Source organism: Polaromonas sp., assembly GCF_010365105.1.
Classification (GTDB): Bacteria; Pseudomonadota; Gammaproteobacteria; order Burkholderiales; family Burkholderiaceae_C; genus Polaromonas.
This window is the reverse complement of the sequence record NZ_JAAFGZ010000053.1, coordinates 1-19,621: the sequence shown is the minus strand read 5'-3', so window position 1 is coordinate 19,621 and position 19,621 is coordinate 1. Positions and strand designations below refer to the sequence as shown.

The 19,621-nt window shown below is 60.4% G+C and carries 22 protein-coding genes and 2 pseudogenes; 20 read left to right on the top strand and 4 right to left on the bottom strand.

What is annotated here, in order from left to right; genetic code table 11:
* From GZ092_RS20465 to GZ092_RS20405, 13 genes and pseudogenes are all read left to right on the top strand, one after another.
* Positions 1 to 131, top strand: a pseudogene (locus tag GZ092_RS20465) (elongation factor Tu); the annotation flags it as partial.
* Positions 132 to 158: 27 nt separating this feature from the next.
* Entirely contained in the window at positions 159 to 473 is a 315-nt protein-coding gene (rpsJ, locus tag GZ092_RS20460) for a 30S ribosomal protein S10 (RefSeq protein WP_007838118.1), read from the top strand.
* Between the two features lie 234 nt (positions 474 to 707).
* Positions 708 to 1,391 (top strand): 50S ribosomal protein L3, encoded by a 684-nt coding sequence (rplC, locus tag GZ092_RS20455; protein ID WP_293639115.1) that lies wholly within the window; start codon positions 708 to 710, stop codon positions 1,389 to 1,391.
* Positions 1,391 to 2,011: a 50S ribosomal protein L4 gene (gene rplD / locus GZ092_RS20450; RefSeq protein ID WP_011799638.1), complete on the top strand. Its 621-nt coding sequence runs from the start codon at positions 1,391 to 1,393 to the stop codon at positions 2,009 to 2,011. Before rplC ends, rplD begins: the two co-directional genes overlap by 1 nt.
* On the top strand, positions 2,008 to 2,346 hold the full coding sequence (rplW, locus tag GZ092_RS20445; RefSeq protein WP_293639114.1) for a 50S ribosomal protein L23: 339 nt from the start codon (positions 2,008 to 2,010) through the stop codon (positions 2,344 to 2,346). Before rplD ends, rplW begins: the two co-directional genes overlap by 4 nt.
* Positions 2,346 to 3,170: a 50S ribosomal protein L2 gene (gene rplB / locus GZ092_RS20440; protein ID WP_293639113.1), complete on the top strand. Its 825-nt coding sequence runs from the start codon at positions 2,346 to 2,348 to the stop codon at positions 3,168 to 3,170. The genes rplW and rplB overlap by 1 nt, the downstream gene beginning before the upstream one ends.
* Positions 3,171 to 3,180: 10 nt before the next feature.
* Positions 3,181 to 3,458: pseudogene (gene rpsS, locus GZ092_RS20435) on the top strand (30S ribosomal protein S19).
* 9 nt (positions 3,459 to 3,467) lie between these two features.
* The gene (gene rplV, locus GZ092_RS20430; RefSeq protein WP_011799641.1) at positions 3,468 to 3,797 is read left to right on the top strand and encodes a 50S ribosomal protein L22; all 330 of its coding nucleotides are present in this window, start codon (positions 3,468 to 3,470) and stop codon (positions 3,795 to 3,797) included.
* A gap of 12 nt (positions 3,798 to 3,809) precedes the next feature.
* Complete coding sequence (gene rpsC / locus GZ092_RS20425) at positions 3,810 to 4,715, top strand: 30S ribosomal protein S3 (RefSeq protein ID WP_293639112.1); 906 nt, start codon at positions 3,810 to 3,812, stop codon at positions 4,713 to 4,715.
* A 24-nt stretch (positions 4,716 to 4,739) separates the two neighbouring features.
* Positions 4,740 to 5,156 (top strand): 50S ribosomal protein L16, encoded by a 417-nt coding sequence (gene rplP / locus GZ092_RS20420; protein ID WP_293639111.1) that lies wholly within the window; start codon positions 4,740 to 4,742, stop codon positions 5,154 to 5,156.
* Positions 5,157 to 5,167: 11 nt separating this feature from the next.
* On the top strand, positions 5,168 to 5,374 hold the full coding sequence (rpmC, locus tag GZ092_RS20415) for a 50S ribosomal protein L29 (RefSeq protein ID WP_293639110.1): 207 nt from the start codon (positions 5,168 to 5,170) through the stop codon (positions 5,372 to 5,374).
* Positions 5,374 to 5,643: a 30S ribosomal protein S17 gene (rpsQ, locus tag GZ092_RS20410; protein WP_293639109.1), complete on the top strand. Its 270-nt coding sequence runs from the start codon at positions 5,374 to 5,376 to the stop codon at positions 5,641 to 5,643. Before rpmC ends, rpsQ begins: the two co-directional genes overlap by 1 nt.
* A gap of 195 nt (positions 5,644 to 5,838) precedes the next feature.
* On the top strand, positions 5,839 to 6,345 hold the full coding sequence (locus GZ092_RS20405; protein WP_293639108.1) for a peroxiredoxin: 507 nt from the start codon (positions 5,839 to 5,841) through the stop codon (positions 6,343 to 6,345).
* A 172-nt stretch (positions 6,346 to 6,517) separates the two neighbouring features.
* Here the strand turns inward: GZ092_RS20405 and GZ092_RS20400 are convergent, their stop codons facing one another.
* On the bottom strand, positions 6,518 to 7,006 hold the full coding sequence (locus GZ092_RS20400; protein WP_293639107.1) for a GNAT family N-acetyltransferase: 489 nt from the start codon (positions 7,004 to 7,006) through the stop codon (positions 6,518 to 6,520).
* Between the two features lie 57 nt (positions 7,007 to 7,063).
* The gene (locus GZ092_RS20395; protein ID WP_293639106.1) at positions 7,064 to 7,750 is read right to left on the bottom strand and encodes a cytochrome b/b6 domain-containing protein; all 687 of its coding nucleotides are present in this window, start codon (positions 7,748 to 7,750) and stop codon (positions 7,064 to 7,066) included.
* Between the two features lie 182 nt (positions 7,751 to 7,932).
* Between GZ092_RS20395 and GZ092_RS20390 the strand changes: the two genes are divergently transcribed.
* Both GZ092_RS20390 and GZ092_RS20385 read left to right on the top strand, forming a co-directional pair.
* On the top strand, positions 7,933 to 8,388 hold the full coding sequence (locus GZ092_RS20390) for a cytochrome c (protein ID WP_293639105.1): 456 nt from the start codon (positions 7,933 to 7,935) through the stop codon (positions 8,386 to 8,388).
* 234 nt (positions 8,389 to 8,622) lie between these two features.
* Positions 8,623 to 10,593 (top strand): hypothetical protein, encoded by a 1,971-nt coding sequence (locus tag GZ092_RS20385; protein WP_293639104.1) that lies wholly within the window; start codon positions 8,623 to 8,625, stop codon positions 10,591 to 10,593.
* 59 nt (positions 10,594 to 10,652) lie between these two features.
* Here GZ092_RS20385 and GZ092_RS20380 read toward each other — a convergent pair whose 3' ends face one another.
* The gene (locus GZ092_RS20380) at positions 10,653 to 11,168 is read right to left on the bottom strand and encodes a TlpA disulfide reductase family protein (RefSeq protein WP_293639103.1); all 516 of its coding nucleotides are present in this window, start codon (positions 11,166 to 11,168) and stop codon (positions 10,653 to 10,655) included.
* Positions 11,169 to 11,181: 13 nt separating this feature from the next.
* Between GZ092_RS20380 and GZ092_RS20375 the strand changes: the two genes are divergently transcribed.
* From GZ092_RS20375 to GZ092_RS20355, 5 genes are all read left to right on the top strand, one after another.
* Positions 11,182 to 11,886: a DUF4197 domain-containing protein gene (locus GZ092_RS20375; protein ID WP_293639102.1), complete on the top strand. Its 705-nt coding sequence runs from the start codon at positions 11,182 to 11,184 to the stop codon at positions 11,884 to 11,886.
* A gap of 208 nt (positions 11,887 to 12,094) precedes the next feature.
* Positions 12,095 to 13,375: an aminotransferase class V-fold PLP-dependent enzyme gene (locus tag GZ092_RS20370; protein WP_293639101.1), complete on the top strand. Its 1,281-nt coding sequence runs from the start codon at positions 12,095 to 12,097 to the stop codon at positions 13,373 to 13,375.
* Positions 13,376 to 13,664: 289 nt separating this feature from the next.
* Complete coding sequence (locus tag GZ092_RS20365; RefSeq protein ID WP_293639100.1) at positions 13,665 to 13,904, top strand: KGG domain-containing protein; 240 nt, start codon at positions 13,665 to 13,667, stop codon at positions 13,902 to 13,904.
* A 296-nt stretch (positions 13,905 to 14,200) separates the two neighbouring features.
* Positions 14,201 to 14,800: an OmpW family outer membrane protein gene (locus GZ092_RS20360; protein ID WP_293639099.1), complete on the top strand. Its 600-nt coding sequence runs from the start codon at positions 14,201 to 14,203 to the stop codon at positions 14,798 to 14,800.
* Between the two features lie 142 nt (positions 14,801 to 14,942).
* On the top strand, positions 14,943 to 16,232 hold the full coding sequence (locus GZ092_RS20355) for a DUF445 domain-containing protein (RefSeq protein WP_293639098.1): 1,290 nt from the start codon (positions 14,943 to 14,945) through the stop codon (positions 16,230 to 16,232).
* A gap of 167 nt (positions 16,233 to 16,399) precedes the next feature.
* On the opposite strand, the gene GZ092_RS20350 is transcribed toward GZ092_RS20355, so the two are convergent.
* On the bottom strand, positions 16,400 to 19,621 hold a 3,222-nt coding region (locus GZ092_RS20350), incomplete at its 5' end, for an autotransporter domain-containing protein (protein WP_293639097.1).

Genomic DNA, 19,621 nt, shown 5'->3' with positions numbered 1-19,621 from the left:
TGCCCGGCGACAACGTGTCGATCACGGTCAAGCTGATCAACCCGATCGCCATGGAAGAAGGTCTGCGTTTCGCCATCCGCGAAGGCGGCCGTACCGTGGGCGCTGGCGTTGTGGCCAAGATCCTCGCGTAATTCCCCAGATCAACCCAAGGAATTACCATGGCCACCAAGCAAAAAATCCGTATCCGTCTCAAAGCGTTTGACTACAAACTGATTGACCAGTCAGCCGCCGAGATCGTTGACACCGCCAAGCGCACCGGCGCAATTGTCAAGGGCCCCGTGCCTTTGCCAACCCGCATGAAGCGTTTTGACATCCTGCGTTCGCCCCACGTCAACAAGACGAGTCGCGACCAGCTGGAAATCCGCACCCACCAGCGCCTGATGGACATTGTTGACCCCACGGACAAGACCGTTGACGCGTTGATGAAGCTCGATCTGCCCGCTGGAGTGGACGTCGAAATCAAGCTGCAGTAAGCGAAAAATGAAACGGTTGGATGTGGGGGTGAAAATCCAACACATGACCGCTTCAATTTCTTCTGTCTAGCGCAGATTTGCCATTTATGGCAGTTTGCGCTATACTTTTGGGCTGGCCTAAATTCGCTGTAAAAAAGCACATGAATTTGGGAGCAGTTTTATTAACAGTCTTTCACATCAAAACGTCTGTGGCCAATTGAAGTCGCAGCGGTGGAAGTTACGAAAGAACACATCATGAGTCTGAGCAACTCCCTCGGGTTGCTGGGCCGCAAGGTTGGCATGATGCGTCTGTTTACCGACGATGGGGACACAGTTCCTGTCACGGTGGTGGACGTATCCAACAACCGCGTGACCCAGGTTAAAACCGAAGCAAATGACGGCTACGATGCCCTCCAAGTGGCATTCGGCTCGCGCAAAGCATCGCGCGTGACCAAGCCGGCCGCTGGCCACCTTGCGAAAGCAGGCGTTGAAGCTGGCGAGATCCTGAAAGAATTCCGCGTGACGGCTGACGTCGCAGGAAAATACGCTGCTGGCACGGTTGTGCCTGCTGCCGATATTTTTGCTGTGGGTCAACTGGTTGACGTGCAGGGTACTTCGATTGGTAAAGGCTTTGCCGGCACCATCAAGCGTCACAACATGAAGTCGCAGCGCGCGTCGCACGGTAACAGCCGTTCGCACAACGTTCCCGGCTCCATCGGTATGGCGCAGGATCCTGGTCGCGTGTTTCCTGGTAAACGCATGACCGGTCACATGGGTGATTGCACTATTACCACGCAAAACCTCGACATCGTGCGCATTGACGAAGCCCGTCAACTGTTGATGATTCGCGGCGCTGTGCCTGGTTCCAAAGGTGGTTTTGTGACGGTTCGCGCCGCGATCAAGGCCAAACCAACCGCCGCTGCTAAAGGAGCGAACTGATGCAGGTCGAACTCCTGAATGACCAGGGTCTGTCATCGTCCAAAGTGGACGTGTCCGACACCGTATTTGGTCGCGAATACAACGAAAGCCTGATTCACCAGGTGATCGTGGCCTTCCAGGCCAATGCCCGCCAGGGTACCCGTGCGCAGAAGGACCGTGAGCAGGTTCGTCACTCGACCAAGAAGCCTTTTAAACAAAAGGGTACCGGTCGCGCACGTGCAGGTATGACGTCTTCCCCGCTGTGGCGCGGAGGCGGCCGTATTTTCCCGAACATGCCTGACGAAAACTTCACGCACAAAATCAACAAGAAAATGTATCGCGCCGGCATGGCTTCGATCTTTTCCCAACTGGCGCGCGAAGGCCGCCTGGCTGTGGTTGATTCCCTGACCGTGGACTCACCCAAGACGAAAGTTTTGGCTGACAAATTCAAGGCAATGAACCTTAACTCGGTGCTGGTGATTGCTGATCAGGTTGATGAAAACCTGTACCTGGCATCCCGCAACCTGGTCAACATCCTGGTTGTCGAGCCCCGCTATGCCGACCCGCTGTCGCTGGTGCACTACAAGAAGGTGCTTGTGACCAAGGCCGCCATGGACCAACTCAAGGAGATGTTCGCATGAGCGCAGCCAACAAATTCAACAGCACCAAAGTCAAATTCGACGAAGGCCGCCTGATGCAGGTGCTGGTCGCTCCCATCGTGTCCGAAAAAGCCACGATGATTGCGGAAAAATCCAATTCGGTCACCTTCAAGGTCCTGCAGGACGCTACCAAATTTGAAATCAAGGCTGCCGTGCAGCTGATGTTCAAGGTAGATGTCAAGGCAGTGGCTGTCGTGAACATCAAAGGCAAGACCAAGCGCTTTGGCAAGTCTGTCGGCCGCCGGGACAACCTGCGCAAAGCCTACGTGACGCTGCAGGCTGGTCAAGAGCTGAACCTCGGTGGGGAGTCCGCATAATGGCCGTTATCAAGATGAAACCCACCTCGCCGGGTATGCGCGGCATGGTGAAGATCTCGCGTGACCACCTGTTCAAGGGTGAGCCGCACGCACCGCTGCTGGAGCCGCAATTCCAGAAGTCCGGCCGCAACAACAACGGTCATATCACTGTGCGCCACAAGGGCGGCGGTCACAAGCACCACTACCGCGTGGTCGACTTCAAACGCAGCAAGGATGCCATTCCGGCCAAGGTCGAACGTATCGAGTACGACCCCAACCGCACGGCCCATATTGCCCTGATCTGCTACGCCGACGGCGAGCGTGCCTACATCATTGCCCCTCGTGGTCTTGAAGTTGGCGCTACGATCCTGAGTGGTTCGGAAGCGCCGATTCGCGTCGGCAACACATTGCCGATCCGCAACATTCCTGTGGGCTCCACGATTCACTGCATCGAGATGCAAATCGGCAAGGGCGCGCAAATTGCCCGCTCCGCCGGTACGTCGGCGACGCTGCTGGCGCGTGAAGGCACTTATGCCCAGGTGCGCATGCGCTCGGGTGAAGTTCGCAAGATCCACATCGAATGCCGCGCCACCATCGGCGAAGTTGCCAATGAAGAGCACAGCCTTCGCCGCCTCGGCAAGGCCGGTGTGAAGCGCTGGATGGGTATTCGCCCGACCGTTCGCGGTGTGGTCATGAACCCGGTCGATCACCCACACGGTGGCGGCGAAGGCAAGACCGGCGAAGGTCGCCATCCTGTCGATCCATGGGGTAACCTGACCAAGGGCTACCGCACCCGCAACAACAAGCGCACGCAAGTGATGATTGTTTCGCGTCGCAAGAAGTAAGGGTTAAGCCATGACACGTTCACTCAAAAAAGGTCCCTTTGTCGACCACCACTTGGTAGCCAAGGCTGATAAAGCCGTTACCAACAAAGACAAGAAGCCGATCAAGACCTGGTCGCGCCGCTCCATGATCCTGCCCGAGTTCATCGGCCTGACCATCGCCGTGCACAACGGCAAGCAGCACGTCCCTGTCTACATCACCGATCAAATGGTTGGCCACAAGTTGGGCGAGTTCGCACTCACCCGGACTTTCAAGGTCATCCGGCTGACAAAAAAGTTGTGAGAAAGTAAGGAAAGACCATGGAAACACGTGCAACCCTCCGGGGCGTTCGTCTGTCGGTCGACAAAGGCCGTCTGGTCGCTGACCTGATCCGCGGCAAGAAAGTGGATCAAGCGCTCAACATCCTGAATTTCACGCAGAAAAAAGCTGCTGGAATCATCAAGAAGGTTGTGGAGTCCGCAATCGCCAACGCTGAGCACAACGATGGTGCCGATATCGACGAGTTGAGGGTGAAAACCATCTATGTCGAGCAAGGCGCCACGCTCAAGCGTTTCTCCGCGCGCGCCAAAGGCCGTGGCAACAGCATCAGCAAGCCTACGTGCCATGTGTACGTGGTCGTTGGCAACTAAGGGCAGCAGGATATGGGACAAAAAATCAACCCAACCGGGTTCCGCCTTGCCATCAGCCGCAACTGGTCCAGCCGCTGGTATGCCAACAACCGTGACTTCGCCGGCATGCTGGCTGAAGACATCAAGGTTCGCGAATACCTGAAGAAGAAGCTCAAGAATGCCGCGGTTTCGCGCGTTCTGATCGAGCGTCCTGCCAAGAACGCCCGCATCACGATTTTCTCGGCACGTCCGGGTGTCGTGATCGGCAAAAAAGGCGAGGACATCGAAGCCCTGAAGAAGGAACTGAGCCGCCAGCTGGGCGTGCCGGTTGCCGTGAACATCGAAGAAGTTCGCAAGCCTGAAATTGATGCCAAGCTGATCGCAGACAGCATCACCCAGCAGCTGGAAAAACGAATCATGTTCCGCCGCGCCATGAAGCGCGCCATGCAAAACGCCATGCGTCTCGGTGCTCTCGGCATCAAGATCATGTCGTCAGGCCGTCTGAACGGTATTGAAATCGCTCGTTGCGAGTGGTATCGCGAAGGTCGCGTACCCCTTCACACGCTGCGCGCCGACATCGACTACGGCACCTCTGAAGCACAGACCACCTACGGCATCATCGGTGTCAAGGTCTGGGTCTACAAGGGTGATACGCTGGGCCGCAATGACGGCACGGGCGCCAAGATGATCGAAGTGGCCGACGAAGAGCGCAAGCCGCGCGGCCCACGTCGTGATGCACGTCCTGGTGACCGTCCTGACCGTGGTGCGCCTCGCGGCGCCCCGCGCGCCCCGCGCAGTGCGGTGGGTGGCAACACCGCACCGGCTGATGGCAGCGACAAGCCGGCTGAGGCGTCTGGCGCCGAAGCCCCGAACAACACCGTTAAGCGCGTCCGCAAAGCCGCGCCAGCTGCAGCAGCTGACGGTGCCAAGACCGAGTAATCGGTCTACTCACGGAGAATATAAATGCTGCAACCCGCTCGCAGAAAATACCGCAAAGAGCAAAAAGGCCGTAACACGGGTGTCGCCACCCGTGGCAACACCGTTGCATTTGGTGACTTCGGTCTCAAATGCACCGACCGTGGCCGCCTGACTGCTCGTCAACTTGAAGCCGCACGTCGTGCGATTTCCCGTCACGTCAAACGTGGCGGCCGTATCTGGATTCGCGTCTTCCCGGACAAGCCGATCTCCCAAAAGCCTGCTGAAGTGCGCATGGGTAACGGTAAAGGCAATCCAGAGTACTACGTGGCTGAAATCCAGCCTGGCAAGATCGTTTTTGAAATTGTCGGCGTGTCTGAAGAACTGGCTCGCGAAGCGTTCCGCCTGGCATCAGCCAAGCTGCCGCTGCGCACCACGTTCGTGGCCCGCATGATCGGCCAGTAAGGGGAAATGAAATGACCAAATCTACTGAACTGCGCCAAAAAGACGTTGCCGGCCTGAAATCCGAAGTCAAAGAGCTGCAAAAAGCCCACTTTGGCCTGCGCATGCAAAAAGCCACGCAGCAACTGACCAACACCGCCACGCTGCGCTCGACGCGCCGCGCCATCGCTCGTGCCAAAACCATTTTGGCCGAAACCATCGTCAAGCAAGGAGCAAAATAATGACGGAAGTTAAAAAATCCCTCAAGCGCACCTTGATTGGCAAAGTGGTCAGCGACAAGCGCGCCAAGACGGTTACCGTCCTGGTCGAACGCCGTGTGAAGCACGAGCTCTACGGCAAGATCGTTTCATTGTCCAGCAAGTACCACGCCCATGACGAAAAGGGCGAGTACAAGATGGGCGACATGATCGAGATCACCGAAAGCCGACCGATCTCCAAGACCAAGAACTGGGTTGTGACCCGTTTGGTGCAAAAGGCTGCGATCGTTTAAGTTGTCGACAAGACACTGACGTACAGTCACTCAAAAGCGGTCCACTTTGTGGGCCGTTTTTGTTTCTCCTTGGCCTTGCTTGTGCCTGTGAGGACACGGGTTGAAAAAGCCTTGTCGCGCCAAACTTCCTGTTGTCGGTCAGAATATCGTCGCAACTTCGCATTGCCTTATTTCAAATAACAAACTGGAGCATCCATGATCAAAGTAGGAGACACCCTTCCCGCAGCCACGCTGATGGAATTTGTCGAGGTTGAAGGCAACGGCTGCAGCCTGGGCCCCAATCCTGTTGATGTCAGCAAGGCCAGCGCCGGCAAGACCATTGCCGTGTTTGCGGTTCCCGGCGCCTTCACACCGACCTGTTCAGCCAAGCATGTACCCGGCTTTGTCGGCAAGGCTGACGCGTTCAAGGCTGCAGGCGTCGATGAAATCTGGTGCCTGAGCGTGAACGATGCGTTTGTCATGGGGGCCTGGGCGCGCGACCAGAAGACGGGCGACAAGGTGCGCATGCTGGCTGACGGCGATGCCGCTTTTGCCAAGGCCACCGGACTGACGCTGGACCTGAACGGCAAGGGCCTGGGCTTGCGCAGCAACCGCTACTCCATGCTGGTCAAGGACGGCAAGGTGGTGAGCCTGAATGTCGAAGGCCCGGGAAAGTTTGAAGTCAGCGACGCCGAAACACTGCTGGCCCAGGCCACTGCCTGACATCAACTCTGATTCGCCAGGCCGCCTGTTCTTGAACAAGGCGGCTTTTTTCTTGGCCAATGCTTCCTGGCCAGCATGTCGCAAGCCACGCCACCTGAAAATTTACTATGCTTTTAATAGCTGTATATGCAATAGGGTAGTGCGCAAAAGCCATTTTTTGCTTGAATGCGGGCTACAAATCGACCATCAGGTAGTGGGCGCCTGCCATGGGGTTTTGATAGTAGGGGGGAATGTCCACAAAGCCCAGCTCGGCATACAACGCCCGGGCAGATTCCATGTCGTCCAGGGTATCGAGCAACACGCTTTGATAACCCGCCATGCGCGCTTTGTCCAGCATCGTTTCGGCCAGTTGCCTGCCCAGTCCAAAGCCGCGAAACGCCTTGCGCACGTACAGCCGTTTCATTTCGGCTGCATTCGGGTAGTCGACCGAATCCAGGGCGCGCAAACCGCAGCACCCAGCGATTTCTCCGTCCACCAGGGCCAGCAGCAGGGCGCCACGCGGTTCGTTGTATTCCCCCGGCAGGTCGGCCAGTTCGGCATCGAAATTCTGAAAGCACAGGTCGATGCCTAGCTGCGTGGCGTATTCGGTGAAGATCTGCCGCGTGGCGGCCATCTGCTCGGGAGAGTCGGGCGTGATGAACTGTAGGGTGGGTCGTGGCACGTTGTCGCCTGGAGGGAAATCGGCCACCAGTTTAGCGCCATGCCACGGACGGGCTTTTCAGAAGGTGATGGTTTCCAGTGTTGAAACCCAATAACTCAGTCCTGCGCACAGCATGAAGACCAGCAGCGCTGCTGTGCGGGACGCCAGGTCATCACGCGAGGAGGGTGCAGGCCGAACCAGTTCCTTGTCGCCATGGACCATCGCCTGCACCAGATTGTGTTTGCGCAGCAGGTAGAACACGATGGCCGCGATGTGCAGTACGACCAGTCCCAGCAGTATCCATTTGCCAATATTCGCATGGTAGTTGGTGGCCAGGCCGACCGTGGCGTTGGAGACGAAGGCCGTCAGCGGACCGGCGAAGGCAATCTCGTCGTCGCTGACCAGGCCGCTGCCCACCTGAAGCACAAGGAACGCCAGCATCGCAAAGACCGACAGGGCACCGACCGGGCTGTGGCCGACGCTGTGTTCTGGCCTGCCCTTGCCCTTGATGTAGTCGATGAGGCTTTGCGGCGCATAGATGAAGGCGCCAAATCGTGACCAGCGGCCGCCGACCAGCCCCCAGACGATGCGGAACAACAGCAGTGCCAGCACCGTATAGCCGAAGCGGAAGTGCCAGGCCATGGCGTTTGCGCCGACCGTGCCGCTGATGGCCAGCCCGGTGATGCCTATGGCCAGTCCCCAGTGGAAAAGCCGTGTCGGCAGGTCCCAGACGCGTACCTTGGTCAATGTCTTGTGGTTGTACATCCGTATCCTGATGGGTCTTTTTTGTGGCGAAGGTGCGGCCGGTTGAGTGCTGGCGCGTTGGTGCTTTCCCGCAGCCAACAAGTTCCAGCGGAACTTGTTGGCACTGGCTAAACTCCAGCAGTCCGGCAACAAGCGTAACAGTGTTGCCGTTCTGCCCACTCTTGAAAATCACAAGGAATCTCATGAAAATTTTTGCCTGCCTGGCCGCTGCGACCACCTTGTTGGCCATGGCTGCCCCGGCCTCGGCTCAGTTCGCCAAGCCTGAAGATGCCGTCAAATACCGCCAGAGTGCGCTGTCCGTCATGGGCACGCATTTTGGCCGCCTGGGCGCGATGGCCAACGGCAAGGTGCCGTTCGATGCCAAGGCGGCTGCGGAAAACGCCCAGCTGGTCGCCGTGATGGCCCGGCTGCCCTGGGCCGGTTTCGGCCCCGGCACCGACAATGATCCGCGCAGCAAGGCCAGGTCGGAAATCTGGACCGAGCAGGCCAAGTTCAAGACAGCAGGCGAAAAGCTGGTGGCTGAAGCCGACAAACTCGCTGCCGCCACCAAGACCGGCAACCTGGACGCACTGAAGACCTCGTTCGCGGCAACGGCCGAAACCTGCAAGTCCTGCCACGACGCTTTCAGGAACAAATAAAGCCCCCACGGTCGCTCACTGCGTGTAGCTCCCTGCCCCCCGAGGGGGCCGCTGCGCCTGCGGTCTGGCGAAGCCAGTCCCGCGGGCCCTGCTGGGTGAAGAGTGCCTGCGATAGTGTTCTGTGGATTCGATAAAAAGGCCGGCCCCTTGCGGGCTAGCCGTTCTGTTAAGGAGTTGCTAAGAAGGGCTAAATGATTCAAGATGAGCTCCCGTTCTTAACTGGAGCTCATCTTTTTGACCGAAAATTCTCCTTCAGCATCGCTCAAGCCTAAAAAGTGGCCTTGGCGGCACCCGCCCACGGCTTGCGGCATTCAAGTCAACCACTGCAAAAACCCGCTTTGTGCAAACTTGGGGGTCGAGCCGGCCGCTCGAAAGCGCGGTCGCTTGCCTGTTGGGGAGGTGCGAAATGAGGGGGTAGGCGATTATATTGTCGTGACCACTCATGGCAGGACAGCGCTCAAATGTCTGTTGTGCAATGAAACCTTCCCAATGCAAAGTAATCTTGCCGTTGCAGAAGAATTGCAACGCATCGGTGATTATCTGGAACCCGAGGCTCCTGTATGCCAGAACGGGGACTGTGAGCTCTTTGGTGACTCCAGCTTGAGCGCCACATCAAGCCATACCCTTTACGGCACCAATCGGCACGGCACTCCCCGATATAAGTGCGGAGGATGCACCAAAATATTTGCCCAGGGCGGCAAGCCAACCAAACGCCAACGCGACACCCATTTGAATCGGCAAATCTTCGCCCATTTGATGAACACGGTGCCGATTCGACGAACCATGAAGCTGCTGAAAATATCAGCATCCGTTCTTTATGCCCGGCTGGACTTCATACATCGTCAATGCATCCTATTTGTATCAGCAAGGGAGCGCACCCTGGTTGAACGCTTGGATTTGGGCAAACGTTATATTAGCGTTGACCGGCAAAAGCTCCTTGTCAACTGGTCTTCTCGGAAAAATCGAAGAAACACGATTATGTTATCGATTGCCAGCGCTGACCAGGTAGCGGGTTATGTTTATGGGGCTCATCTGAATTACGACCCGGCAATGGATGAAGATGAGGTTTTAAAAGACCTCCCTCGATTCGGGGACGATAAGCTCGATGCGCCATTCCGAAGGTATGCGCGGTTATGGCTGGAGGCCGATTATCAAAAGGCCGCCACGCGGGCGGCGGCAAAGCCCCGGAGCGCGACTGCGCATAAGAAAGACGGTGCTGCGCAGGAGCGCTTGTCAGCCACCGTCAAAGCCCGCTATGAAAGGGCTGGCGAGCGGGAGGACATTGAGGGCGGCGACGAGCCCTCGCTCGACACCCGGCCGCCTGCATCGGGGATGCTACTGCATGAGCAAGTCGTGATGCATGCGCATATTCAGCTTGTCAGTCGACTGCTGCGCCGAGCCGATAAACTCCGATTTTTTGTCGACCAAGAACCAGGTATTCGCGCCGCCATTATGGCGGCCATGCCTGAGCGGATAAAAAACCGCACAGCCGATGCCTTCTATGTGACGGTCGCAAAGGACGTAACGATTGACCAGAAGCGCACGCTTGTCAACCAGAGCATTAAGGACTTCAAACAGGCTTGCGCGGATAATCCAGCGCTTACCGACGAGGAAGTTAAAGTAGTCCTGGCTCGGCAAGAGATTATGCGAATGCAGGAATTAGGCTCCTGGAACGACAAATGGCTTCGGCATCCGATATCTGACATGCGTGAGCCCGTCAAAGTTATTTGCTGGCTTACCAATATTGACCCGGTTGAAACAGATAAGCAAAAGCGGGAGGAGCAGTTAGACCACTACGCCCGACTCTATTTAAAGGCTTCAACCACGCAGGTCGACCGTTTCTTTATGCAGCTTCGCCGCGGCGTCACCATGGCAGAGCGGGGTGTTCATAGCGCAGCAGCAGACGGGCGATTATGGTTTGGGAAGAACGCCTATAACCCCAGCGTACTGGCCAAGCTCCTTGAGATATTCCGCGTGTATTTCAACTACTGCGAAGTTGGAGGTGACGAAAAAACGCCTGCCATGAGACTGGGCCTAGCCCGTGGTCCCGTTGCAGAAGAAGATATTTTGCAGTTTGCGCCAATGCCTGTCCCCCGTCGGCGTGCTGCACCAAGGGTCAGTCCCCCGCCAAAAGAAAACCCCTCGCAGCGGAGGGCTGGAGGGGCTCTAAATCAAGCTCAGGAATCGCTCTTAGCAACTCCTTAGCAGAACGGCTAGCCCTTGCGGGAGCCGGCCTTTTTCATGGGCGCTTGAAGTGGTGCGAGTCAGCTTTCAGCCAGCAACTTTTCTATCAGCTGGTGCAATGCCGCAAAATCGGGCTCGCCGACGAACTGCTTGACGATCTGGCCGCGCTTGTTGACCAGGAAGGTTGTTGGCGTCAGTTGCACATCGCCCCAGGCCTTGGCATTGGCGCCGGTGTTGTCGATGGCCACCTTGAATGGCAACTGGCGGGTTTCGGCGTAATTGACGACGTAGGCTGGCGGGTCGTAACTCATGGCAATGGCCAGCGTGTCGTAGCCCTTTGCCCGGTACTTGTTGTGCGTGGAAATGATCTTCGGCATTTCGGCCACGCAGGTCACGCAGCTGGTAGCCCAGAAGTTCACCAGCGTGACCTTGCCCTTCAGGTCCGCCGTGGTCTGCTTGCTGCCGTCAAGCAGCACAAAGGTCGATTCGGGCGCGGCCTGCGCGCCGCTGCAGCCCGACAAAAAAGCCGCCCCGCCCAGCACCAGTGCGCCCGCCAGCACCATGCGGCATACTGCCACGGGAGAAATTCTTTTCATGGGAGACCTCTTCATGCAACGTCGAAATTTTAACCAGGGCGGTGCCAGCGCGCTGGGCTTGCTGATATTGGCCACCTATGGCCGCGCCCATGCCCTGTCGCTGGGCGACCTGACCAATGCCGAAGCCGGCAGCGGCCTGAAAACCGCGCTTGAAAAAGGCGCCTTGATGGCCGTTGCCCTGCTCGGCAAGCCGGATGGATTCCTGGGCAACCCAAAAGTTCGCATTCCTTTGCCCGGCTACCTGGAAGATGCGTCAAAGCTGCTGAAAAACTTTGGACAGGGCCGGCGCATTGATGAACTGGTCACGGCCATCAACCGGGCGGCCGAATCCGCCGTTCCGATGGGCAAGGACCTGCTGGTGGGCGCCGTGCGCTCGATGAATGTCAATGACGCCAAGAATATCCTGACCGGCGGCGACACCTCGGTCACGGCTTTTTTTGCCGAAAAGACGCGCGCCCCGCTGGGCGTGAAATTCCTGCCGGTGGTCAGCCGGGCGACCGAAAAGGTCGGGCTGGCGCAGAAGTACAACGACTTCGCCGGCAAGGCAGCGGGCTTCGGCCTGGTGAAAAAGGAAGACGCCAACATCCAGCAGTACGTCACCGGCCGGACGCTCGACGGCCTGTATCTGGTGATTGGCGAGGAGGAAAGAAAAATCCGCCAGGACCCGGTTGGCACCGGCAGCGCCATTTTGCAGAAGGTGTTTGGCGCGCTGAAATGATTTTTCGGCAAGAGTATTGGTCAAATCGGCAGTTTGCGCATGCCTGTTAGGCATTTGATGCTATCAATATTGAATATCAACCGGATTTTCAACTGCCTGGCCGAAAATTCTTCTCCATGCTGAAAACCGCATGCGCAGGGACGAACCGCTGATTCGACGCTGGCTGTCGGGCCTGTTAGGCTTGGACTTTTTTTTGGACAGGAAAACAATGAAAATCGAGACCATTGCCGTTCACGGCGGCTACACGCCCGACCCGACCACCAAGGCCGTTGCGGTGCCCATTTACCAGACCGTGGCCTACGCCTTCGACGACACGCAGCACGGCGCCGACCTGTTCGACCTGAAGGTGGCAGGCAACATCTACAGCCGCATCATGAACCCGACCAATGCCGTGCTGGAAGCGCGCATGGCGGCGCTGGAGGGCGGCATTGGCGCGCTGGCGGTGGCCTCGGGCATGGCGGCCATTACCGCCGCCATCCAGACCATTGCCGAAGCGGGCGACAACATCGTCGCGTCGTCGGCGCTCTACGGCGGCACCTACAACCTGTTTGCCCACACCTTTCCGCAACAAGGCATCGAGGTGCGTTTTGCCGACCCGCGCGATCCGGCTTCGTTCGCACCGCTGATCGATGCGCGCACCAAGGCCGTGTTCTGCGAATCCATCGGCAACCCGCTGGGCAACGTGACCGACATTGCCGCACTGGCCGAGGTGGCGCATGCCGCCGGTGTGCCGCTGATTGTCGACAGCACCGTGTCCAGCCCCTACCTGTGCCGCCCGTTCGAGCACGGCGCCGATATCGTGGTGCACGCGCTGACCAAGTACTTGGGCGGCCACGGCACGACGCTGGGCGGCGTGATCGTTGACAGCGGCAAGTTCCCGTGGGCCGAGCACAAGGCGCGCTTCAAACGCCTGAACGAGCCTGACGTGAGCTACCACGGCGTGGTCTATACCGAGGCGCTGGGCGCCGCCGCCTATATCGGCCGGGCACGCGTCGTGCCGCTTCGCAACATGGGCGCGGCGCTGAGCGCCATGGCGGCGTTCCAGATTTTGCAAGGCATCGAGACGCTGGCGCTGCGCATGGACCGCATCTGCGACAACGCGCTGGCGATTGCGTACTTCCTCAAGAACCATCCGAAGGTGGCCTGGGTCAACTACGCTGGCCTGCCCGAGCATCGCGATCATGCGCTGGCGCAGAAATACATGGCCGGCAAGGCCTCGGGCATCATCAGCTTTGGCGTCAAGTCGCCGGCCGATCCAATCGAAGCCGGCGGCCGCTTCCAGGACGCGCTGCAATTGTTCACCCGGCTGGTCAATATCGGCGACGCCAAGTCGCTGGCCTGCCACCCGGCCTCGACCACGCACCGCCAGCTCAATCCGGCCGAACTGGCCCGGGCCGGCGTGAGCGTGGACATGGTGCGCCTGTCGGTCGGCATCGAACACATCGACGACCTGCTGGCCGATCTGGAGCAGGCCCTGGCGGCGGTCTGATGCCCGGCCCCAATCCTTGCCCCCGGCCGGGCGCGGCTGGGCGCTGACAAGGCAGGATGCACGTGCCGGTGGCGCCGGGGCAGTGGTGGTGCGTAAAGTCCTGACCCGCCGGACATCGCCTTGCGCTTTGTCAGGCGCATTGCCACAGCGCAAGGCGAAGCAACTCAGCATTGCGCACCCTGACCCGTCGGATGCTTCCTACTTTTCAAAGGCCCCAACGCCGACGGCGGAGCCGATCGCACGGCTTGCACACTTGAGTTTCCTTTTCCCCAACGACCTCAGGAAACTTATGCCCAACAATCCAGACAATACCCAGGATGCGGACAGCCGCAGCCAGCGCCCGGGTTCCGGTCGTCGCGGCTTTGCCTCGATGGACCCGGAGCAGCAGCGCCAGATTGCCAGCAGGGGTGGCAAGGCGGCCCATGCCAGCGGCAATGCGCACCAGTTCAATGCCACCGAAGCACGCGAAGCCGGACGCAAGGGCGGGCTTGCCGGCCGGCGAAACTCGGGCTCGCGGCAGACGCCCTGAAGCGCCTGTCAGGACCGGAGTTCCAGCCGCAACGCTTCACGGCGGCTTGCGCAGTCACTGCAAAAATTGTGTCTGCAGTGCGGTGAAGGGACAGCTTGAAAGACGTGATATGAAGTGACGTTGTTGATGCGCAACATGGCATGCCAGTCGACGACGCAATGTGTTGATATACCGCAAGCTTGATGGGCCCAGTGTCGTGGGCTGGTCAACGTTTGCGCCATGTCAAACGTGCAGCGGGTACCGGGCGCGTCCAATAAGGGTTGGGAATGTTCCCGGTCCTTTATTCGCTGCCCATCATGAAAAAACAACTCATTGCCGCCGCCATCCTGTCCACCCTGCTGTCGGGTGCCGCCTTCGCACAGCAAACCACCGAAGGCCCGTGGATGGTGCGTGCCCGCGCGGTTCATCTGGACAGCGCCAACGGCGACAACACCGGCCTGGGTCTTTCCATGAACAACAAATGGATGCCCGAGGTGGATGTCAGCTATTTCTTCAGCCCGAACGTGGCGGTTGAGCTGGTGCTGACCGTGCCGCAAAAGCAGACCCTGACGTCCAGCGTCCTGGGCGCCGATGTCGGCACCTTCAAGCACCTGCCGCCCACACTGCTGGCCCAGTACCACTTCCCCATGAATGGCTTCAAGCCTTACGTGGGTGCCGGTGTCAACTACACGCGCTTCAGCTCGGTGAACCTGCTCCCCGGCGTGAGCATGGACAAGGACAGCTGGGGCGGCGCACTGCAGGTCGGCGTGGACATTCCATTGACCAAGGGCGTGTACCTCAACCTTGACCTGAAAAAAGTCATGATCCGTACCGATGTGAAGCTGGCGGGTAACAAAATCGGTGAATTCAAGGCCGATCCGCTGTTGTTCGGCGTCGGCCTGGGCTGGCGTTTCTAAGTTCTGCAGTCCGGAACCCTCTCATGAAAGCCCTGTCGCGCATTGGCGCGACAGGGCTTTTTTTTGGCATCTTCAGACATGTATGGCCCCGGCCCGCCGGCTCCGCGCCACCACCGGCCGCTGAGCGGCTAGACTGCCCGGCATGCCGTCTTCTTCCGATTCTCCACAGCTGCTGTACTCCACCGAGGATGCCTTCCGGCGTGCCCGGCTGCGCACCATGCAGCGGGTGGCTGGCGGCCTGCTGCTGCTGGCCTTCGGGGTGTTTTGCCTGGCGCGCAGCCTGCTGGCACTGCATCCCGCATGGGGCTATGTCTCGGCTTTCGCCGAAGCGGCCATGGTCGGCGCGGTGGCCGACTGGTTTGCCGTCGTGGCGCTGTTTCGGCATCCGCTGGGGATTCCTGTGTGGCACACGGCCATCATTCCCAACAGCAAGGACGGCATCGGCCGCAACCTCGGGCAATTCGTTGAAAGCCATTTCGTCACCGAGCACGGTATTGCCGAGCGCATCCGCCAGGCCAACCCCGCCGGACTGCTGGGCGCCTGGCTGCTGGCGCCGGGTCATTCAGACCAGTTGGGACTGGCCATGGCCAAGGCCGCGCGGGTCGTGCTGAATGCCCTGGACCACGAGGCCATGGGTCTGCTGGTCCGTGATGCCGCCACCCGGCAGCTGTCGCAGTTCGACATCGCTTCGAATGCGGGCAAGCTGCTGGACCTGCTGGTGGCCGAGGGCCGTCACCAGCAATTGCTTGACAGCGTGCTGCGCGGGCTCTCAGGCTACCTGGGCGAGGAAAAAAACCAGCAGCAGGCCATCGATTTATTGATTTCCGCATTCGGCGTCGAGAACGTGTTCTACAAGGTCGGAACCGCCGCGATCGGTCCCCGGGCGCTGCGCTCGCTCAGCAAGTCAGCCCATGAGGTGCTGCAGGACCCGGCCCATCCGGCGCGGGCGCGTTTCACGGACGCGGTGCAGGCGTTTGTGCTGCACCTGAAGGACGATCCGGAATGGCATGAATTCATTGCCCGGCACCAGCAGGAAACGCTGGCCAGTGCACGCATGCAGGCCTTGCTGGGCAGCCTGTGGGGCGTGGTCAGGGACCGGCTGCTCGATGACCTGGGCCGGGACGATCCGGCCACGGCCCGGCAGGTGGCGATGCTGGCCGGCAAGGTCGGGGATGCGCTGGCGAACGATGCACGGCTGGTTGAAGGGCTCAACCGCGCCATCGAATCGGGCAGCCTTCTGCTGGTTCGCAAGTACCGGGGCGAAGTGGGGCAGTTCATCGAGGCGCAACTGGCCCGCTGGAGCCGCGAGGAAATGAGCGACCGCATCGAACTGGCCATCGGGCGCGACCTGCAGTTCATCCGCATCAACGGCACGCTGGTCGGCGGGCTGGTGGGCCTGACCATCTACACGGTGACCCGGCTGCTGGGCTAGGAGCCTGGGCCGCTCTTTGCGGCTGGCACAGGATTGCAAGCGTTACTGATATGCTATTTTTTATATAGCTGAAAATGCCCGCCCCTATTGCGCAAAACAACTTTTTTGTCATTGATGCGGATTTTTTAGGGACGTTGTTCCTGCCTGGCCCGCTCCACTCCGCTGGTTCAGAATTTCCAGAGCAGTGACGCCTTGATGCCATGGTCGCTCACCTGGCTTGAGGCCTGGCCGACGTAGGAAACGCCCATCGTCAGGTTGCGGCTGACCGCAAAGTCGATGCCGCCTTCAAGCACCAGTGCGTTCCTGGCGATCGGAACGCCCGCCACAGTAAAGCCGGGCTGGCCCGCCAGTGCCAGGGTGGAGGTCGGCGTCACGTCGCCAAAAGCGTGGCGCCAGCCGACCAGTCCGCGAAGGCGGGTCTGGTTGCCCGGCATGCCGGCGCTGCTGCTGCCGCGCAAGCCCAGCGTGCTGTAGGTGGTGTGCGCGCTGCCATTGCCGCCGCTGAGCGCAGCAACGCCGCCGCTCTCGGTGAAGCCATCGGTGCTGAGCTTGACATGTGCCAGGCCGGCAAAGGGTTCGAACGAACCGTTCGCCGTGGGCATCTTCCAGCCCAGTTCGCCAAAGGCCTGGGTGGTCTTGATGTCGTACTTCGCAGCCGTCTGGCCGCTGAACCCCGGGAAGGCAATGTCACGGCGGGTATCGGCCTCGCCGGCGCTGTAGGTCGCGCCGGCGCGCAGTCCGAGCTGGCCCCATTGCTTGCCGCCATAGACGCCGACATGGTAGGTGTCGCTTTTTGCCCACGAAGTGCGGTCGTCAGGCGTCAGGCGGCTGTGGCTGTAGCCGCCGAGCACGCCCAGGCGCCAGTCGTCGCCCACGCGGGTGTCTGCGCCGAGGAAGATGCCACGCGTGGACCGCTCGACCGACGATGCGTTGCCGTCTGAGTCGGTGCTGCCCCACGAGTCAAACGCCTGCGCCCATACGCCGCTGCCGGATGCGGCGGGCGTGTCAGTGGCTGTGCCGGCAGGCGTGTCGAAGGCTTCGCGCAGGCGCCCCAGGCTGGCATTGCGCACGAAGCGGCTGTCTTCAAAAGCGGCTGACTTCAGCGATGCATGCACTTCCCCGGAGAGGCTGTCGAAGGCAGACCGCGCAGCGGCGGCATTCAACTGCACGACAGGGGTGTACAGCGGGCCGGTTCCCAGTGCGGACACGGCGCCCGCGGCCGCGCGCTGGTTGGGCGTCTGTGCGATGTCCTGAAATCTCACGTCGTTGCGCTGCAGGCGCAGGGTCACGTTCTGGGGGCTGTAGGTCAGGAAGGGTTGAAGAAAGGCCATGTCGGTGGTCGCGCCGGCAAACTGCCCTGACACGCCGCCGTTGGCTGTGAGAATGGAGTAACTGGTGCTCGGCTGGAAGTTGCCGCTGGTCAGCACCGACACGCTGCCGCCTTGCAGCGCGGCCACTCCGCTCACACGGAGCTGGTCGCTGCGGCCATCGGACGAGGCGTTCAGCTGGTAAACCGAGCCTTGCGCCAGCGTGAGGTTGCCGGCCACGTTCAGCGTGCCAATGCCGTTGCCGCCCGGGGCGATGGCCGCGCCGGACTGCACCACGGTATTGCCGACCGAGCCGGTGCCCGCCAGCCTGGCGCCGTTGCCCACGGTCAGCGAGCCGCCCAGCGAGCCGTTGACCGCCAGCGTTCCGGCGGCCACCTGCGTGCTGCCCGCAAAGGCTGCGCTGTTGCCACCCAGCGCCAGTGCGCCTGCGCCCGTCTTGGTGACACGGCCCGAGCCGGAAAGGACGTTGTCCAGTGCCGTGTCGCTTGCCTGGTCAATCACCAGCGCTGCATTGTTGACAATGGCGCCGCTGCCAAGACTGGCAGCGCTGCCCGCCAATGTTCCGTTCAACACGGATGTGCCGCCTGAATAGGTGTTCACACCCGAAAGCCTCGTGGTTCCGGTGCCGCGCTGCTCCACGCTGCCACTGCCCGAGATCACTCCATCAAAGACGGTGGCATCGGAGCGGTTGAACGCCAGTGTTCCGCTGTTGGCCACGTCGCCGGTGATGGCGCCGCTCGTGCCGCCGTTGCCCAGCTGCAGCGTGCCAGCGGTGATGGTTGTGCCGCCGGTGTAGGTGCTGGCACCCGTGAGCGTCGTGGTTCCGGTGCCACTTTGCTCCACGTTGCCGCTGCCCGAGATCACGCCGTCAAAGACGGTGGCATCGGAGCGGTTGAATGCCAGTGTTGCGTTGTTGCTTACGTCGCCGACGATGGCGCCGCTCGTGCCGCCGTTGCCCAGCTGCAGCGTGCCAGCGGTGATGGTTGTGCCGCCGGTGTAGGTGTTGGTGGCTGCAAGCCTTATGGTTCCGGTGCCGCGCTGCTCCACGCTGCCGGTGCCCGAGATGGCGCCTTCGAAAAGGACCGTGTCGGAACGGTTGAACGCCAGTCTTGCGTTGTTGACCACATCGCCAGCGATGTAGCCGGTCGTGCCGCCGTTGCCCAGTTCCAGCGTGCCAGCGATGATGGCCGTGCCGCCGGTGTAGGTGTTGTCGGCTGTGAAAATTGCCGTGCCTTCTCCCGTCTTGGTGAGTCCTCCGAGGCCTGACACCATGCCATTCGCCGTGTGCGTGGTGCCGGCATCGGTCTCCAGTGTGCCGCCTTCACCCAGGACCATGGCGCGGCTGGTGGTGATGTTGGCCGTGCTGCGCAACGTGCCGCCGTCCAGGGTCAGCAGGCCGGATGCGTCGCCGAGGTTCGCGTCCGAGGAGATGGCCAGCGTGCCGGAAAGGACCTGCCAGGGCGTGAGCGCCGTGGTGGTGCCCGTCAGCGTCCAGGTGTTGGTGCCGAGTTTCTGGAATCCGGCGAAATTGCGGTACTGCCCGGCCGCTCCGATCAGCGCAGTGTTGAAGCTGGCGTCCGTGCTTCCCGCCAGGCCAAGCGTGTCGCTGTTGGATAGGCCGGCAATGACGTTGCCTTCGATGACCGATGTGGGAAGCAGCCCGAGCCAGTTGTTGTCGCCCGTGAAACGAATGGCATCGGCGCGGCTCAGGCCGTCGCCCGACAGGCCGCCGCGCACGGTGCCTGCGTTTTCGAAAGAGACGCCTCCCGTGGCCGTCACGGCCACACCGCCGGCAGACGTGACCGGGTTGCCAAAGCCAACGAGGCTCAGGCTGCCGCCGCGCCCGCCCTCGATGCTTCCTTCATTCAGAAGCGTGCCCGGCGCCGTCATCAGCACGCCAGTACCTCCGGCACCTCCGGGGCCACGAGCGGCACCGCTGCCGCCGTTGCCGCCCCGGCCGCCCTGGACGCTTCCGGTGTTGAACAGCACCACGCCATCGACCGCACTGCCCAAGCCGGCGCCACCGCTTCCCCCGCTGCCGCCACGCAGCAAGCCCGAACC

What these genes read in the sequence shown, in the direction of transcription:
- rpsJ (WP_007838118.1), top strand. Translation starts at nt 159, where the DNA reads ATGGCCACCAAGCAAAAAATCCGTATCCGTCTCAAAGCGTTTGACTAC.
- rplC (WP_293639115.1), top strand. Translation starts at nt 708, where the DNA reads ATGAGTCTGAGCAACTCCCTCGGGTTGCTGGGCCGCAAGGTTGGCATG.
- rplD (WP_011799638.1), top strand. Translation starts at nt 1,391, where the DNA reads ATGCAGGTCGAACTCCTGAATGACCAGGGTCTGTCATCGTCCAAAGTG.
- rplW (WP_293639114.1), top strand. Translation starts at nt 2,008, where the DNA reads ATGAGCGCAGCCAACAAATTCAACAGCACCAAAGTCAAATTCGACGAA.
- rplB (WP_293639113.1), top strand. Translation starts at nt 2,346, where the DNA reads ATGGCCGTTATCAAGATGAAACCCACCTCGCCGGGTATGCGCGGCATG.
- rplV (WP_011799641.1), top strand. Translation starts at nt 3,468, where the DNA reads ATGGAAACACGTGCAACCCTCCGGGGCGTTCGTCTGTCGGTCGACAAA.
- rpsC (WP_293639112.1), top strand. Translation starts at nt 3,810, where the DNA reads ATGGGACAAAAAATCAACCCAACCGGGTTCCGCCTTGCCATCAGCCGC.
- rplP (WP_293639111.1), top strand. Translation starts at nt 4,740, where the DNA reads ATGCTGCAACCCGCTCGCAGAAAATACCGCAAAGAGCAAAAAGGCCGT.
- rpmC (WP_293639110.1), top strand. Translation starts at nt 5,168, where the DNA reads ATGACCAAATCTACTGAACTGCGCCAAAAAGACGTTGCCGGCCTGAAA.
- rpsQ (WP_293639109.1), top strand. Translation starts at nt 5,374, where the DNA reads ATGACGGAAGTTAAAAAATCCCTCAAGCGCACCTTGATTGGCAAAGTG.
- GZ092_RS20405 (WP_293639108.1), top strand. Translation starts at nt 5,839, where the DNA reads ATGATCAAAGTAGGAGACACCCTTCCCGCAGCCACGCTGATGGAATTT.
- GZ092_RS20395 (WP_293639106.1), bottom strand. Translation starts at nt 7,750, where the DNA reads ATGTACAACCACAAGACATTGACCAAGGTACGCGTCTGGGACCTGCCG.
- GZ092_RS20390 (WP_293639105.1), top strand. Translation starts at nt 7,933, where the DNA reads ATGAAAATTTTTGCCTGCCTGGCCGCTGCGACCACCTTGTTGGCCATG.
- GZ092_RS20380 (WP_293639103.1), bottom strand. Translation starts at nt 11,168, where the DNA reads ATGAAAAGAATTTCTCCCGTGGCAGTATGCCGCATGGTGCTGGCGGGC.
- GZ092_RS20375 (WP_293639102.1), top strand. Translation starts at nt 11,182, where the DNA reads ATGCAACGTCGAAATTTTAACCAGGGCGGTGCCAGCGCGCTGGGCTTG.
- GZ092_RS20370 (WP_293639101.1), top strand. Translation starts at nt 12,095, where the DNA reads ATGAAAATCGAGACCATTGCCGTTCACGGCGGCTACACGCCCGACCCG.
- GZ092_RS20365 (WP_293639100.1), top strand. Translation starts at nt 13,665, where the DNA reads ATGCCCAACAATCCAGACAATACCCAGGATGCGGACAGCCGCAGCCAG.
- GZ092_RS20360 (WP_293639099.1), top strand. Translation starts at nt 14,201, where the DNA reads ATGAAAAAACAACTCATTGCCGCCGCCATCCTGTCCACCCTGCTGTCG.
- GZ092_RS20355 (WP_293639098.1), top strand. Translation starts at nt 14,943, where the DNA reads ATGCCGTCTTCTTCCGATTCTCCACAGCTGCTGTACTCCACCGAGGAT.